The 15875-nt window shown below is 66.6% G+C and carries 14 protein-coding genes; 4 read left to right on the plus strand and 10 right to left on the minus strand.

From position 1 onward, the window contains the following. Positions 1–152: 152 nt before the first annotated feature. The gene (ppnN, locus tag OIK44_RS03065) at positions 153–1523 is read left to right on the plus strand and encodes a nucleotide 5'-monophosphate nucleosidase PpnN (RefSeq protein ID WP_273669202.1); all 1371 of its coding nucleotides are present in this window, start codon (positions 153–155) and stop codon (positions 1521–1523) included. Between the two features lie 77 nt (positions 1524–1600). Here ppnN and OIK44_RS03070 read toward each other — a convergent pair whose 3' ends face one another. The 4 genes from OIK44_RS03070 to prfB form a co-directional block, all read right to left on the minus strand. Beyond that, a complete protein-coding gene (locus OIK44_RS03070) occupies positions 1601–3244 on the minus strand; it encodes an ABC-F family ATP-binding cassette domain-containing protein (RefSeq protein ID WP_273669203.1) in 1644 nt (547 codons plus the stop codon). A 237-nt stretch (positions 3245–3481) separates the two neighbouring features. Then, positions 3482–5011, minus strand: coding sequence for a lysine--tRNA ligase (lysS, locus tag OIK44_RS03075; RefSeq protein ID WP_273669204.1), 1530 nt, complete (start codon positions 5009–5011; stop codon positions 3482–3484). Positions 5012–5030: 19 nt separating this feature from the next. Continuing rightward, the gene (locus tag OIK44_RS03080) at positions 5031–5717 is read right to left on the minus strand and encodes an HAD family hydrolase (RefSeq protein ID WP_273669205.1); all 687 of its coding nucleotides are present in this window, start codon (positions 5715–5717) and stop codon (positions 5031–5033) included. Positions 5718–5720: 3 nt separating this feature from the next. Further along, a protein-coding gene (gene prfB, locus OIK44_RS03085; protein WP_273669206.1) for a peptide chain release factor 2 occupies positions 5721–6825 on the minus strand; the annotation gives its coding sequence in 2 pieces (ribosomal slippage) (positions 5721–6743 and positions 6745–6825; 1104 coding nt in all). A 204-nt stretch (positions 6826–7029) separates the two neighbouring features. Between prfB and OIK44_RS03090 the strand changes: the two genes are divergently transcribed. Continuing rightward, a complete protein-coding gene (locus tag OIK44_RS03090) occupies positions 7030–9036 on the plus strand; it encodes a bifunctional 2',3'-cyclic-nucleotide 2'-phosphodiesterase/3'-nucleotidase (protein WP_273669207.1) in 2007 nt (668 codons plus the stop codon). After that, positions 9033–9554 (plus strand): SEL1-like repeat protein, encoded by a 522-nt coding sequence (locus tag OIK44_RS03095; RefSeq protein ID WP_273669208.1) that lies wholly within the window; start codon positions 9033–9035, stop codon positions 9552–9554. The genes OIK44_RS03090 and OIK44_RS03095 overlap by 4 nt, the downstream gene beginning before the upstream one ends. 49 nt (positions 9555–9603) lie before the next feature. Here OIK44_RS03095 and OIK44_RS03100 read toward each other — a convergent pair whose 3' ends face one another. From OIK44_RS03100 to OIK44_RS03115, 4 genes are all read right to left on the minus strand, one after another. Further along, entirely contained in the window at positions 9604–9993 is a 390-nt protein-coding gene (locus tag OIK44_RS03100; protein WP_273669209.1) for a VOC family protein, read from the minus strand. Between the two features lie 97 nt (positions 9994–10090). Further along, a complete protein-coding gene (locus tag OIK44_RS03105) occupies positions 10091–10411 on the minus strand; it encodes a DUF2288 domain-containing protein (protein WP_273669210.1) in 321 nt (106 codons plus the stop codon). A gap of 38 nt (positions 10412–10449) precedes the next feature. Next, entirely contained in the window at positions 10450–11139 is a 690-nt protein-coding gene (locus tag OIK44_RS03110; RefSeq protein ID WP_273669211.1) for an RES family NAD+ phosphorylase, read from the minus strand. A gap of 1 nt (position 11140) precedes the next feature. Continuing rightward, on the minus strand, positions 11141–11578 hold the full coding sequence (locus OIK44_RS03115) for an antitoxin Xre/MbcA/ParS toxin-binding domain-containing protein (protein ID WP_273669212.1): 438 nt from the start codon (positions 11576–11578) through the stop codon (positions 11141–11143). Between the two features lie 160 nt (positions 11579–11738). Between OIK44_RS03115 and OIK44_RS03120 the strand changes: the two genes are divergently transcribed. Then, complete coding sequence (locus OIK44_RS03120; RefSeq protein ID WP_273669213.1) at positions 11739–13010, plus strand: type VI secretion system baseplate subunit TssF; 1272 nt, start codon at positions 11739–11741, stop codon at positions 13008–13010. Between the two features lie 16 nt (positions 13011–13026). Here OIK44_RS03120 and recJ read toward each other — a convergent pair whose 3' ends face one another. Beyond that, positions 13027–14727 carry a single-stranded-DNA-specific exonuclease RecJ gene (gene recJ / locus OIK44_RS03125; protein WP_273669214.1) on the minus strand — a complete coding sequence of 567 codons (1701 nt, stop codon included), beginning with the start codon at positions 14725–14727 and terminating at the stop codon, positions 13027–13029. Next, on the minus strand, positions 14724–15764 hold the full coding sequence (locus OIK44_RS03130; RefSeq protein ID WP_273669215.1) for a hypothetical protein: 1041 nt from the start codon (positions 15762–15764) through the stop codon (positions 14724–14726). The genes recJ and OIK44_RS03130 overlap by 4 nt, the downstream gene beginning before the upstream one ends. Between the last annotated feature and the right edge of the window lie 111 nt (positions 15765–15875).

Raw genomic sequence — 15875 nt, forward strand, 5'->3', positions numbered from 1 at the left:
GCCACGACGGGCGGCGCGGCCGGGTATTTTCCGCATTTGCGGGCCACAACCGGGCCGACTTGTCGTATATTGGCATTGCAATCTCATCACTGGAAGGGGGACGGGGCACCGCCGCGCCTTCCGGAATCGCATTCTTAAAGGATTTTCGCATCATGGAACATGACGTTGTCGATACCCTGGTTTCGCCGGAGGGCCGCCTGGACGTGCTCTCCAAAACGGAAGTGAATAAATTGCTCGACACCAGTCAGGGCGGCCTCTACAACACCTTCCGCAATTGCGCGCTGGCCGTACTCAATTGCGGCAGCACCATCGACGACGGCAAGGAATTGCTGGAACGCTATCAATCCTTCGACATCAGCATCATCCAGCGCGAGCGCGGCATCAAGCTGGAAATCAAGGGTGCGCCGGCGATCGCCTTCGTCGACGGCAAAATGATCAAGGGCATTCACGAGCACCTGTTCGCCGTGCTGCGCGACATCATCTTCGTCAGCGACGAGGTGACGGGCAACCCGAAATTCGACCTGGCCACGACCGAGGGCGTGACGGACGCCGTGTTCCACATCCTGCGCAACGCCAACGTGCTGCAGACGCAGCTGAACCCGAACCTGGTGGTTTGCTGGGGCGGCCACTCGATCAACCGGGCCGAATACAATTACTCGAAGGAAGTGGGCTACCAGATGGGCTTGCGCGGCCTCGACATCTGCACCGGCTGCGGCCCGGGCGCGATGAAGGGCCCGATGAAGGGCGCCACCATCGGCCACGCCAAGCAGCGCCTGCAAACGGGGCGCTACCTGGGCATCACCGAGCCGGGCATCATTGCCGCCGAATCGCCGAATCCCATCGTCAACGACCTGGTCATCATGCCGGACATCGAAAAACGCCTGGAAGCCTTCGTGCGCGCCGGCCACGGCATCGTCGTCTTCCCCGGCGGCGCCGGCACGGCCGAGGAGATACTGTACATTCTCGGCATCCTGCTGCACCCGGACAACGCCGGCATGCCCTTCCCGCTGATCTTCACGGGACCGGAAACGTCGCGCGAGTATTTCGTCCAGATCAACCAGTTCATCAGCGACACGCTGGGGCCGGACGCGCAACTGCGCTACAAGATCATCATCGACGATCCGGAACTGGTGGCGCGCGAAATGCAGGACGGCATTAAACAAGTCCGCGAATTCCGCAAGGCCCACAGCGACGCCTATTACTTCAACTGGCTGCTGAAGATCGACCGCGAGTTCCAGCGGCCGTTCGCGCCGACGCATGAAAACATGCGCAACCTGAGCCTGCACAAGAACCAGGAAACGCACTTGCTGGCGGCGAACCTGCGGCGCGCCTTCTCGGGCGTGGTGGCGGGCAACGTCAAGGACGAAGGCATACGGGCCATCGAAAAATACGGCCACTTCGAAATCCACGGCGACGCCGCCATCATGGGGCCGATGGACGCCTTGCTGTCCTCCTTCGTCGCGCAGCACCGCATGAAACTGGCGGGCAAGGCCTACACGCCTTGCTACCGGGTCATCCAGTAAACCACCAGCTGGGGACAGACCACGATTTCCGAGAAAGCTTTCTCGGAAATCGTGGTCTGTCCCCAGCTTTTTTGCGGCTAGGCGTCGGGCGCCAGTTCGAAGCGCCAGCCGCTGTCTGTCCAGCGCAGGCGGTGCGTCAGTCCCAGTGCCGCGAGAAAGTGCTCGTCGTGGGAAACGACGACGATGGCGCCGGGGAAGTCGGCCAGCGCCGCTTCGAATGCGAGTATCGATTCAAGGTCGAGGTGGTTGCTCGGTTCGTCGAGCAGCAGTAGCTGGGCCGGGTGCTTGCGCCAGAGCGCGCATGCGGTGGCCGCTTTGAGGCGTTCGCCGCCGCTGAGCTTGCCGATGGGCTGGGTCACGCGCATCGCGTCGAGCCGCAGCAGCGCCAGCCGGGTGCGCAGCTCGCTTTCCGGCAGCGGCGTGTCGAGGACGGCGAGTTGTTCGATGAGCGAGAGCGCCGGGTCCAGCGACGCCAGTTGCTGGTCTAGGTAGGCGCTGGGCACGTGGGTCGTGCATAGGCCGTGTTCGGGCAGCAGTTCGCCCGCCAGCATGCGCAGCAAAGTCGTCTTGCCGCAGCCGTTGGGGCCGGTGACGGCAACCCGGGCCGGCCCGCTCAGGGTCCAGTCGATGCGCGCGGCGGGGTCGTGCTCGGCCAGCCACGGCAGCCGCGCTCCGCTCAGTTCGAGCACGCGCTTGTGCGACGCAACGCCAGCTTCCGGCAGCGACAGCAGGACCGCTTCCTTGTCCAGCACGCGCGCCGCCGCTTCGCGCACGCGCATGCGCAAGTCGTCCTTGAGCGTTTGCTGCTGTTTGCGCACCTGCCCCATGATTTCCTTGGCCGCATTCTTCATGCCGTAGCGCTCGGGGCGGGAGACGTTGGCCGTGTCCGCGTTCTTGCGCGAGACGGCGGCGCGGCGCTGTATCGTGTCGTGTTCGCGCTGCAGGCGCTGTTGTTGTCGCCGTTGTTCGGTGCGCGCATGGTCGAGCGCGGCGACGGCGGCGCCGTCTTCGCTGGCCCGTTGCGCCCGGTAGGCCGTGTAGTTGCCGCCGTAGTTGCGCAGGCCGGCGGGGGTGACTTCGACGATGCGGCCCACATGGGCCAGCAAGTGCCGGTCGTGGCTGATGATGACGACGCCGCCTTGCCAGCGCCCGAGCATGTCCAGCAGCCAGGCGCGCCCCGCGCCGTCGAGGTGGTTGCTCGGTTCATCGAGGACCAGCAAGGCCGCGCCGGACAGGAAGGCGCCCAGCAAGGCGATGCGCGCGCGCTGGCCGCCGCTCAGGCCATGCGCGGCGGAGCGCGCGTGCAATCCGGGAAAGCCGGCGTCGGACAGGGCTTGCTGGAATTGTCCGGCCAGCTCCCAGCGCTCGCCGACGCGCTCGATGTCGTCCGTGTCGGCCGCGCCCCGCGCCAGGCGATCGAGGGCGTCCAGGGTTCCCGCCATGCCGGCCAGTTGCGCCACGGTTTCGCCGGGAACGGCAAGGCTGTGCTGGGATAGGTAGGCGATTGCGCCGTTGCGCGCAACGCTGCCGGAGCTCGGCTGGAGTTGGCCCGCGATGAGGCGGCCGAGTACGCTTTTTCCCAGGCCGTTACGGCCCACGATGCCTGTCGGCGTGTGGTCGATCGTCAGGTCGACGGCATGGAACAGCGTAAAGCCGTCGGCGAATTGAAAACTGAGCTGGCGCAGGGCGGCCAGGTAAGACAGACGCGAGACATAAGTCATCCGCACCTCCGGAAAAATGGGCAATCAATGCCGCCGGCGCGCCTGAGGGCCGGGCGGTATGGTTTTTTCGGGAAGGCTTATTGGTCCACTTTGTCTTCGGTCCTCGTTTGGGTGAGCGCGCAGTGTAGCACGCGCGCATCGGCGCTTGCAAGATGCGCAAGCATGTCGCCAATGTAACTGCTGGGCGTAAAAAAGCCGCCCGGTTGCGCCGGACGGCTTTTTTTATGTGCGTCGCGTTTATTCTTCGCGGCGCAGGTGCGGGAACAGCAGCACGTCGCGGATGTTCGGCGAGTCGGTGATGATCATGATCAGGCGGTCGATGCCGATGCCGCAACCGCCGGCCGGCGGCATGCCGTATTCCAGCGCGCGGATGTAGTCGGCGTCGTAGAACATCGCCTCTTCGTCGCCGGCGTCCTTGGCCGCCACTTGCGCCAGGAAGCGCGCCGACTGGTCTTCGGCGTCGTTCAGCTCGGAGAAGCCGTTGGCGATCTCGCGGCCGACCATGAACAGTTCGTAGCGCTCGGTGATGCCGGCCACCGTGTCCGAGGCGCGCGCCAGCGGCGACACTTCGACCGGGTAGTCGATGATGTAGGTCGGTTCCCACAGCTGGGCCTCGGCCGTTTCCTCGAACAGCGCCAGTTGCAGCGCGCCCAGGCCGGCGTGCGCGTGCGGCTTGACGCCGAACTTGAGCAGCTCGGCCTTGATGAACTCGGCGTCGTGCAGTTGCTCGTTGGTGTAGTGCGGCGCGTACTTGTTGATCGCGCCGACGATGGTCAGGCGGTGGAAGGGCTTGGCCAGGTCCAGCTCGCGGCCGCCGTAGGTCAGCGTCGCGGTGCCGTGGGCGTCGACGGCGGCCTGGCGGATGACCGCCTCGGTGAAGTCCATCAACCACTTGTAGTCGGTGTAGGCGGCGTAGAATTCCATCATCGTGAATTCCGGATTGTGACGGATCGACACGCCTTCGTTGCGGAAGTTGCGGTTGATCTCGAAGACGCGGTCAAAGCCGCCCACCACCAGGCGCTTCAGGTACAGCTCGGGCGCGATGCGCAGGAACATCTGCATGTCGAGCGCGTTGTGGTGGGTGGTGAAGGGCTTGGCCGCCGCGCCGCCGGGGATGGTGTGCAGCATCGGCGTTTCCACTTCCATGAACTCGTTCTTTTCCATGAAGCGGCGGATCGACGCGATGGCGGCGGTGCGCGCCTTGAAGGTGCGGCGCGTGTCTTCGTTCATGATCAGGTCGACGTAGCGCTGGCGGTACTTGGTTTCCTGGTCGGCCAGGCCGTGGAATTTGTCCGGCAGCGGACGCAGCGACTTGGTGATCAGGCGCAGTTCGCTGACCTTGACCGTCAGTTCGTCGGTCTTGGTCTTGAACAGCGTGCCGGTCACGCCGAGGATGTCGCCCAGGTCGTAGTGGTGCAGCGCGGCCATCGCCGCTTCGCCGGTCAGGTCGAGCGTGGCGTAAATCTGGATGCGGCCGTCGGCCTTCGCGCCGGAGGCGTCCTGCAGCGTGGCGAAGGCGGCTTTTTTGCCGGCTTCGCGCTTCAGCATCATGCGGCCGGCCAGCACCACCGTCACCGGCTCGGCTTCCAGTTCTTCGCGCGTCTTGGCGCCGTACTGCAGATGCAGGTCGGCGGCCTTGTGCTGCGGGCGGAAATCGTTCGGGAAGGCGACGCCTTCGGCGCGCAGCGCGGCCAGCTTGGCGCGGCGCTCGGCGATGATTTTGTTCTCGTCCGGCGCTGCGGCTTGTTCTTGGATATCCGTTGTCATGTTGTTCTGTCTTAGGTAATTAAATAATCGGTGCGGCCGGGGTGCTGGCGAACAGGCTGGCGATCGACAGCCCGCTGAAGTCCCTGGCGACGCAAATGACGTTGTCGAACTGGGCGAAGGCTTCGGCCGGCAGCGTGGTGCTCAGGACCACCGCGCGCATGCCGGCGCGGCGCGCCGCCTCCACGCCCAGCGGCGCGTCCTCGAACACGATGCAGTGCTCGGGCAGGGCGCCGGCGCGCTCGGCCGCCATCAGGAACACGTCCGGATTCGGCTTGCCGCGCCGGACGTCGGCGGCGCCGACGATGGCGTCGAAGTGGCGCCGCAGGTCCAGCCCGTCCAGGGTGAAGGCGATGTTCTCGTCGGGCGCGGCGGTGCCGACCACCAGCGCGACGCCGTCCTCGCGGGCGGCGCCGATGAGCGCGTCGAAACCGGCCACGGTGGCCAGGTGCGGCGCGTACAGCTCGCGGTAGACCGCCTCCTTCTCCGCCATCAGCGCCGCGTGGTCGGCGTCGCTGACGCTTTCGCCCAGGTAGCTGCGGATGATCTCGTGCCCCTGGCGGCCGGCCGTGCTGAGGAAGAAGGCGTCGGCGTCGAGCGCATGGCCGCGGCGCTGGAAAAACGTCATCCAGGAGCGGGTGTGGAAAGCCATGTTGTCGACGATCGTGCCATCCATGTCGAAGATGAACGCGCGCTGCGGAGAAGTCATCGCTTATACGCCCTGTTTGAGCGAGGCGGAGATGAACTCGTCGATATCGCCGTCCAGCACGCCCTTGGTGTTGCCCGTCTCGAAACCGGTGCGCAAATCCTTGATGCGCGACTGGTCCAGCACGTAGGAGCGGATCTGGTGGCCCCAGCCGACGTCGGTCTTCGAGTCTTCCAGCTTCTGCTGCTCGCTCATACGCTTGCGCAGCTCGTGCTCGTACAGGCGCGACTTCAGCATCTCCATCGCCTCGGCGCGGTTGCGGTGCTGGCTGCGGTCGTTCTGGCACTGCACCACGATGCCGGTGGGCGCGTGCGTCATGCGGACGGCGGAGTCGGTTTTGTTGATGTGCTGACCGCCGGCGCCGGACGCGCGATAGGTGTCGACGCGGATATCGGCCGGATTGACGTCGATCTCGATCGAATCATCCACCTCCGGGTAGACGAACAGGCTGGTGAACGAGGTGTGGCGGCCGTTGGCCGAATCGAAGGGCGACTTGCGCACCAGGCGATGGACCCCGGTTTCCGTGCGCAGGAAGCCATAGGCGTGATCGCCCTCGACCTTCAGCGTGGCGGTCTTGATGCCGGCGACCTCGCCCTCGGACTGCTCCAGGATCTCGACCTTGAAACCCTTGCGCTCGCAATAGCGCAGATACTGGCGCAACAGCATCGACGCCCAATCCTGCGCCTCGGTGCCGCCGGCGCCGGCCTGGATGTCGATAAAGCAGTTGTTCGGGTCCATCGGATTGTTGAACATCCGGCGGAACTCCATGCCCTCGATGACCTTCTTGATGTCCTCGACGTCGCCGATGATCGCTTCGAGCGTGTCGTCGTCCTGCTCCTCGCGCGCCATGGCGAACAAATCGCCGGTGTCGCGCAGATCGGCGTCGGCCTTGGTCAGCGCGAAGACGATCGCCTCCAGCGCCTTCTTTTCCTTGCCCAGATCCTGGGCGCGCTTCGGATCGTTCCAGACGGTAGGATCCTCTAATTCCTCGTTTACCTGCTCAAGCTTCTCTGACTTTTTATCGAAGTCAAAGATACCTCCGAAGTTCGGCTTCGCGCGTCGTGAGATCGGCGAGCAGGGCGGAGAGGGAGTTGATGCGTTCGGCTTCCATGATGGCGGTCTTCTATGGTGAAATCAAACCTTACATTATACGCGAGCGCAAGACTGGGGTCAGGTCTAGACATGGCGGTTTTCTGGATTTTTATGCAGTTAATGGATTGCAAAGGCGTTGTTTTTCGGCGAAAACCGCCATGTCTAGACCTGACCCCAATGTTGGTATTATGCTGCCGTCATTTTTCCTTTCCCGGATTCGATTATGCGTTGTTGCCGTTGTCTGCCTTTGCTGTCCCTTTTTCTGTGCGCTTGCAGCGCTTTGCCGCCGCAGCCGGCGCCCGTCGGCAGCAGCGCGACGCTGGCTTTGTTGGAGACGACGGATTTGCACGCGAATGTGCTCGGTTATGACTACTATAAGTTGCGCCCGGAACCGTCTATCGGTATCGAGCGCACCGCCGCGCTGATCGCCCAGGCGCGCCGGCAGTTCGCCAATACGCTGTTGTTCGATAACGGCGACGCGATCCAGGGCACGGCGCTGGCCGATTATCAGGCGCTGGTGCAGCCGCTGCGCTGCGATCAGACGCTGGCTATTTATAAGGCGATGAATGCGCTGGGCGTGGACGGCAGCGGTATCGGTAACCATGAGTTCAATTATGGTTTGCCGTTTCTAAATCAGGTGACGGGCAGCCAGTTTCAGGTCGACGGCGTCGAGGCGGCCAAGCCGCGCTGCGCCGGGCCGCAGTTTCCGCAGGTGCTGGCGAATGTGTATAGCGTCAAGACCGGCCAGCCGCTGTTCGCGCCTTACCATATCATCGATAAGCGCGTCAGCGCGACGGGGCCGGACGGCGCGCCGCTCAGCGCGACGGTCCGCGTCGGCATTATCGGTTTCGCGCCGCCGGCTATTCTGGCCTGGGACAAGCGCTGGCTGGAGGGCCGGGTGTATACGGAGGGGCTGCGCGAGACGGCCCAGAAGTATGTTCCCGAGATGCGGGCGAAGGGCGCCGATCTGGTGGTGGCGATTTCGCACGGCGGCCTGGATGACAGCCCGTATTCGCCGTCTATGGAAAACGGTAATTTCTATCTGGCGCAGGTGCCCGGGGTCGATGCGATGTTGATCGGCCATTCGCATCAGGTGTTTCCGGATCCGGCCAGCACGGTGCCGCAGTTTAACCTGCCCGGCGTGGATAAGGTCAAGGGCACGGTGCATGGCGTGCCGACGGTGATGGCCAATTTGTGGGGCAAGCATCTGGGTGTGATCGGCTTGCGTTTGCGCTTCGACGGCAAGGCTTGGGCCGTCGAGAAGGGGCTGACGACGGTCGAGGCGCGTTCGATCCAGAGCGCCGACAAGAGCTTTGTCGCGCCCGATCCGGCGATCGCCGCGCTGGTGGCGCAGGAGCACGCCGAGACGATACGCTATGTGCAGACGCCGATTGGCGCCACCGATTTCCGCATGTCTTCGTATTTCGCCGATGTCGGCGACGTCAGCGCGATCGAGGTGGTGAACCAGGCGCAGGGCGCGTACCTGGCCCGGTACGTGCGCGCCAATTTGCCGCAGTATGCGCATTTGCCGGTGTTGTCGATGTCCTCGCCGTTCAAGAGCGGTTCGGCCGGCGTGGGCGACTATACCGATGTCAAGGCGGGCAATGTGGCGCTGAACCATGCCGCCGATTTGTATCTGTATCCGAATTCGCTGTATGGCGTCAAACTCAGTGGCGCCGATTTGGCTGCCTGGCTGGAGCGGGCGGCGGAGCGTTTCAATACCATCGACCCGCAGCGCAGCGCGCCGCAGGAGCTGGTCAATCCCGCCCATCCCAGTTATAACTTCGATGCGCCGACGAGCGCCGACATCAGTTATTTGATCGATGTGACGCAGGCGCCGGGCCGGCGCATCAAGGATTTGCGCTATCGGGGCCGGCCGGTCGCGGCGGAACAGGAGTTTTTGGTGGCGACGAATAATTACCGGGCCAGCGGCGGCGGAAATTTCCCCGGCCTGGACGGCAGCAAGACGGTGCTGGCCTCGCCCGACGACAACCGCGAGGTCTTGATCGCCTATATTGCGGCGGCAAAGCATTTGACGCGGGCCGGCAACGGTTCGGCACGCAGTTGGCGTTTCGCGCCGGTGGCGACCAAGGGGCCGGTGGTGTTCCATTCGGCGCCCGGTGTGCTGGCGCTGGCGCAGGCGGCCGGGCTGGATAATGTCACGCTGCTGCAGGCGGACGATGGCGCGGGCAAGGGTTTCGCCCTGTATCGCGTCGATCTGGCGAAATGAGCGCGCGCGGCCGGGCGGCGCTGGCATTGCTGTTGGCCGCGCTGGCGGTTGGGCCGGCCCGCGCCGACCAGGCCGCCGATCTGGCGCAGGGCAAGGTGTATCTGCGGGGAGGGGCGGATGGCTGGCCCCGCGCGCTGGCGCTGTTCGACGGCGCGGCGCGGCAAGGCAGTTCCGCCGCCGCCTATTATCTGGCCTTGATGCACAAGAACGGCATGGGGACGGCGCGCGACAGCGCCGCCGCCGTGCGTTATCTGGAGGCCGCCGCGGCGGCGCAGCTTCCCGCCGCGATGTTTGTCCTGGCGAATATGCTCTACGGCGGCGATGGCGTGGCCCGCGACGACGCCGCCGCCCGGGCCTGGGTCGAGAAGGCGGCCGCGCTGGAGTATCCGGCGGCGGCGCTGTTGATGGCGCAGGGCTTGCGCGACGGCACGATGGGCTTCGGCCGCGATCCGGAGCGCGCCGAGCAGCAGTTGCGGATGGCGGCGCACGCCTTGCGGCACCGTCCGGCCGAGCCTTGATGGTTGCGTGAGGCGCCTGGATGGCCGCCGCTGTCGAGCGGTGCCGGGCTTAGGCTGGCGGCCGCGCGTAGCTGACGGTCAACAGCTCCCACTGGTGTCCGTCGGGTTCGTTCCAGTAGAAGCTGTTGCCGCCAAATTGGGTGCTGATCTGCATGTCGTCGGGGCCGCGCACCGTGCTGCGGTACGGGATGCCGGCCGCCTGGATGCGCCCAAGAATGGCGTCGAATTCCGCCTGTCCGACGCGGAAACAGTAGTGATGGACGGGAAACGGCTCATCCGTTTCGAGGAAGTCGAGCGTCAGGCCGTCGTTGAGGTAGACGGGGGAAAAGGGGCCGATGCTGGTTTTCTCCCAGGCGACGCCGAGCAGTTCCGCCAGTTGCCGCGCCGAGGCGATCTGATGGTGCGTCGGTACGATGAAGTGGTCCAGTTGGATAGTCATGCCGCTTCTCCTGAGTCGCCTGGCGCGCGCTGCCGCCGCCTCTTGTCATTCTTCGTCAGTTTTCCAGGAATATCAAGCGCGTCGGCGCGCGGCGATCCTATTGCGCGCGGGGTTTTTCCTCTTGCACCAGGATGAAGGGGCTGACGACGACGGCCCACAGCGAGGCCTCGGCCTCTTGCCAGCGCAGCGCCTGCTGGTCGGACACTTTCATCACCTTGCCGTCGGCCATCCACTGGACGATGGTGGCCTTGTCGTCGTGGGAAATGCGCACGGCCACGTCGACCAGGTCGAGGTCGTTGGCGACGTAGACGACGTTGCCGGCCGCGAAATGCTTTTCCAGTTCGCTCCACGGCAGGCGCGCCGTTTCGCGGTTCACTTTGGTGCGCAGGTCGGTGTCGTTTTCAGGTTTGGTTTGCATGCTTGTACTCGGTTGCTGTCATAGGGGGCCGGCCGCGTTCAGTCAATGGCGACGCGCGGCGTTGGCGTTCCCTCCCATGTTAACCGATAGACGTCGCCTTTGCGAACATTGCCCACCAATGCGGGCCGGAAACAGGCCAGGTTGACGCCGCCGGCGCGCCGCACGCTGGGGAAAATCAGGCCCATCGAGCCGGCGTCGAGCAGGCGCGCCGCCAGTTGCTGCGAGTCGATGTAGCTGGCCGGGTCGAGGCAGGCGGCGTAGCCGGACCGGCCGCGCAGGTCGTGGAAGCCGGCCGTGAAGTCGGCCAGCATCATCTGGTAGCTGACGCTGTCCTCGAAGCGGCCGATTTCCTGGTATTCGACGGTTTTGTGGAAGGTGATTTCGGCCAGCGCCGTGGCGGCGTCGAAGGCGCAGTACCAGGCGCCGCGCTCGCCGTCGTTGAAGCGGCTGCCCTCCGGCCGCGCGTAGGTGAAGGCGGCGTTGATGATGCGGAAGTTGGCCACGCCGAAGACCAGCTCGTCGACGCCGATGCCGGGGGCGCCGCCCGATTCGGCGATCAGGCGGGCGTTGGTGGCGTTGTCGAGCTCGAACAGGTCGCGCAGTTGCGCGTTGTTTTCGGCGAGCGGGGCCAGCACGGAGTCTTCGGTGCCGGCGAAGCGCGACGGGATCAGGCGGCAGGTGTCGAACTGGCGCAGCGCGGTCAGCGGCGGCAGGGCGGGCTTGGCCAAGTTACAGGCCCCCGCGGCGGGCGTCGAGCAGTTTGCGCACGGTTTGCATGGCCAGCAGGCCGCCGCCGAGCATGTGCGCCAACGGCGTGCGGCCGGCGAACACGGCGTTGGTGTTGGGCAGCGCCACCCATTCGTCGGCCAACTTGTCGCCGTACAGGATGTGCAGCGCCTTGTAGATGCCGAGCAGGTAGGAGATGCGCGTGATGCGGTCCACTTCCAGGACACGGTCGGGGTTCTTTTTCCACTCGTAGTAGGCGCTGCTGGAGAGGCCGCCGAGCAGTTCGCGGGCGTCGTCGTCGCGCAGCTTCCAGGTGGCGGTCAGCTTGAAAAAGCCCATCAGGGCGGATTTGGAGAGCCGCTCGCGCTCGGCTTTGGCGTTCAGGTCCACCAGCGCGGTCGGTTCGAAACGGCTTTTCGGGTAGGCGTAGGCTAGGCTCATGATCTGCTCCGTTAATGGATTATTTATACTCCAATAGCACATGCCTGGCAAGGGAGCGCGCGCGGCGGACGCCATGCACTCTTGTGGCAGCGCAAAGAGGCCGATGGTGTTTCCTGCCAGTATGGCGTGGTTGCCGAATGCGCCAGCCGGGGAGGAAGCGATGCAGTTGTTGCCGCCGCATGTAGGGTGCGCTCGGACTGCCCTGTGGCATGTCGGCGGCGCCGTCCCGCCGTTTTCCGAAGCCCTTGCCGACCTGCTCCGCGAGCGCTGTCCGCGTCGCTTGCCGCCGTGCTCGATAGCGCGCGTCGATGGCGCCGTCGCCGCGATCGGCCGCGGCGCGCAACTGACGGCGCTGCCGGGCCGGGGCGCGGCCAGCCGCTACCGCACGGTGTACGACGTGGCGCAGGCGCCGGTGGCGCTGGCGCAGGCGTGTTTCAGCGCCGCCGCCGCCGCGCCCGCGTCCGTGCGGCTGCCACCCGACGCCGGCGCCAGCGTCAGCCTGGTCATCGACGCCAGCGCCGCCGCGCCGGCGCTGGACCGTTTTGCGCTGCGGCCGCTGCGCGTCTTTATCGACGGCGCGCCGGCGTTCTGCGCGGCGCTGCGCGACGCCTTGTTCATGCGCGCCGCCTGCGCCTACGTGGAAGCGGCCGGCAGCGGCCATTGGAGCCTGCTCGACCGCCTGCCGTTCAGCGCCGTGGGATTCCGCGACGGCGAGGCGCTCGGCGCGGCCGCCGATGCCGGTTTCCCGGCGGCGCGGCTGCTGGGCGAATACCTGGTCTGTCCCGAGAAGTTCAATTTTTTCGATCTCGATTTGGCGACGCTCGTTAAATACCTGCCGCCGGGCGGGCGCCGCCTGACGCTGCACGTGGCCTTGTCGGGCCTGGCGCCCGATTCGGACGGCGCCCGCCTGCTGGCGCCGCTGTCGGCCGACAATTTGCTGCTTGCGTGCACCCCGGTGGTGGCGTTGCCGGGGGCGTGCGCCTCGCCGATTCGGGTCCGCCATGCGGCGGCCGGCGGCGCGCGCGGCGCCTGCGATCTCTGCCATAGCAATGCGGGGCAGGAGGGCGCGGCATGGGCCGAAATACTCACCTTGTACGAGTTGCCGGAGCCGGCGCTGTGGTCGCACTTCGTCGCCGCCATCGAGTCGCTGGAGCACTGGCCCGTCAGCGCCTGGCTGCGCGACCGCCGCGGCCGCCTGCTGCTGCAGGGCGTCGCGGTGCGCGTGCGCGTCAACGAAGCCGCCGTCGCCGTCGGCGGCGTCCACGTCTTCGCCCAACTGGTCGAGCATTTTCTCGGGCGCTACGTGCAGGCCGGCAGTTTCGTGCAGCTGTTCGTCGTCTCGGAAAGCAGCGGCGCGATGCTGCTGCGGCGGCCGCCGCGCAACGGCGACGCCGATTTGCTGGCGTCGATCGGCGGCGCGCTCTGTAAATAGCGCGCCGCCGTCGGCGTCAGGCCGGTTCGGCGTGCTCGACCAGCAGTTGCACCTTGGTGACGCCGTTGTACTCGTTGGCGTCGAGGCGGAAGGCGACGCGGGCGCGCTCGCCGACGGCGTCCGTGTGGCCGAACCAGATGGCGTCGAAACGCGCGCCGTTCTTCTCCAGCAGCAGCTTCAGGTGGCGCTCCTTGAGGATGCGCTGGCTGACGACGCGGAACTCGTCGCAGAACACCGGCGGCGCGAAGCCCTGGCCCCACACCTGGCCGTCCATCAGCTCGATGAACTGGGTGGTGTAGTAGGCGTCCTCCAGCGGGCCGTCGGTTTCCACCACGCGCTCCAGTTGCTGCTTGCTGAGCCAGGCCTGGCCGACGGCCTCGAAGGCGGCCGAGAAGGCTTCGAAGGCGTCGGCGCGTATCGTCAGGCCGGCCGCCATCGCGTGGCCGCCGAATTTGTCGATCAGGCTGGGCGCGCGCTTCGACACCAGGTCGAGCGCGTCGCGCAGGTGGAAGCCGGGAATCGAGCGCCCGGAACCCTTGATCCAGCCGTCCGCACCGGGCGCGAAGGTGATGGTCGGGCGGTAGAATTTTTCCTTCAGCCGCGAGGCGACGATGCCGATCACGCCCTGGTGCCAGTCGGCGTCGAAGACGCTGATGGTGCTGCTGTTGGCCGGCTCGAACTGGTCCAGGTGCAGCAGCGCGGTGTCCTGCATCTCCGCCTCGATCTCGCGCCGCTTCAGGTTGATGTCGTTGAGCTGCTGCGCCAGCGCCCAGGCGCGCCCCTCGTCGTCGGTGATCAGGCATTCGATCCCCAGCGACATGTCCTGCAGGCGCCCGGCCGCGTTCAGCCGCGGCCCCAGCGCGAAGCCCAGGTCGAAGGGGCCGGCACTGCGCGCCTCGCGCCCGGCCACGCGGAACAGCGCCGCTACGCCGGCGTGCATGCGCCCGGCGCGCATGCGCTTCAAGCCCTGCGCCACCAGGATCCGGTTGTTCGAGTCGAGCCGCACGACGTCGGCCACCGTGCCCAGCGCCACCAGGTCGAGCAGATTGTCCAGCTTGGGCTGGGTCTGGGCGTCGAACACGCCGCGCTTGCGCAGCTCCGCGCGCAGCGCCAGCAGCACGTAGAAGACCACGCCGACGCCGGCCAGGTGCTTGCTGGGGAAGCCGCATTCGGGCTGGTTCGGGTTGACGATGACGCGCGCCTGCGGCAGCGTGTCGGCCGGCAGGTGGTGGTCGGTGACGACGACTTCGATGCCGCGCCGGTTGGCCTCGGCCACGCCGTCGATGCTGGCGATACCGTTGTCGACGGTGATGATGATGTCGGGCGATTTCTCGCGCGCCGTCAGTTCGACGATTTCAGGCGTCAGGCCGTAGCCGTACTCGAAACGGTTCGGCACGATGAAATCGACTTGGGCGCCCATGGCGCGCAGACCGCGCAGCGCGGTGGCGCAGGCGGTGGCGCCGTCGCAGTCGTAGTCGGCGACGATGACCATGCGCTTGCCGGCGGCGATGGCGTCGGCCAGGAACACGGCGGCCGCGCCGATGTGCAGCAGGCCGGACGGCGGAATCAGCGCCGCCAGTTCGCTCGACAGCTCTTTGGCGTCGCTCAGGCCGCGCGACGCGTACAGGCGCGCCAGGACCGGGTGGACGCCGCCCTGGCGCAGCATTTCGGATTCGCGGTAGGGGCAGGGACGGGTGGCGATGCGGGTGCGGGTCATGTGGACAATTTGTTCAAGGTGTGGGGACGCCAGAATTTGCGCTGGGCGTTTTTGCTGCTGCTAAATTCGGCGTAGGCGTCGCGGTTGCTCAGCACCAGCGTCAGCCGGCCGAGGCGGCCGCCTTTCAGGGCCGCCAGCAGCGGCGCGAACCATTCCTGTTCCAGCCGCTGCATGTGCAGCAGCCAGTTCGACCAGTCCGCCGCCAGTCCGGCGCCGACCAGGCCGCCCAGTGCGACGACGGCCCGCTCGTCGGGCTGGCCGAGGACGGCCTCGGCGCCGGCGGCACGGCGCCCGGGCGCGGCCAGCGCCGCCAGCCACGCCGGCACGTCGGCCGTGAACAGGGGCGCGGCGGGCTGCGCCGCGGCGCCGGCGCCGCCCCACAGCCAGAAGGAATTCACCGGCGCCAGGCCGCGCGCCTGGCGCGCCACGTTGACCGGGTGCTCGTGCCACAGCATCTGCACCTCGTTTTGCAGCTTGCGCGAGGCGCGCGCCTGCTCGCCCTCGGGCATCCAGGCGGTCAGGTTCTGGCCGGTGGCGGCATCCGGCGAGGCCGTGCGCAGGCCGGTCCAGTCGTCGGCGCGCACGAACCAGGTGTGCGCGTCGCCGTAGAGCAGCGTTTTGCCGATTTCGTCGAAATAGGGTTGGGCGGCGTCGAACAGCGCGCGGGCGTCGGCCTCGTCGAGCGGCAACTGGCGCTGGTCGCCCATCAGCAGGTGGTTGCGGGCGATTTGCACATGCACCGGGTGCACCAGCAGCCAGTGGCCGCTTTCGGGCGCCTGCCCGAAGCCGCGCATGACGGTCGGCGCGAACGGCGCGGCGGCGCCGGCGCTGTCGGGCGCCGGCGCCAGGCCCAGCGCGTGGGCCAGCCATGCTTCGTGCGGCAGCACGCGCGTGGCGTTGTCGAAAGGGCTAAATTGCTGTTGGCAGGTGCGCGACAGCAGCGCGGCCAGCGCCGGCGTCTGCAGCGCCCGCTGCAGGTCGGCGGCCAGTTCGGGCGGGGGCAGGGCGAAAGGGAGAGCGACAGTAAGTTGTTTCATCCCGAGATTGTAGGGCATTGCGCCGGCGAAAGAGAAATGCGCGGCCGGATTGCCACGCCATCCTTGCGCCAGGCGGCCCCGCCGGACCGGCGTTTCGCTACACTGGATGCA

Source organism: Janthinobacterium fluminis, from assembly GCF_028595325.1.
GTDB classification, from domain to species: domain Bacteria; phylum Pseudomonadota; class Gammaproteobacteria; order Burkholderiales; family Burkholderiaceae_D; genus Janthinobacterium; species Janthinobacterium fluminis.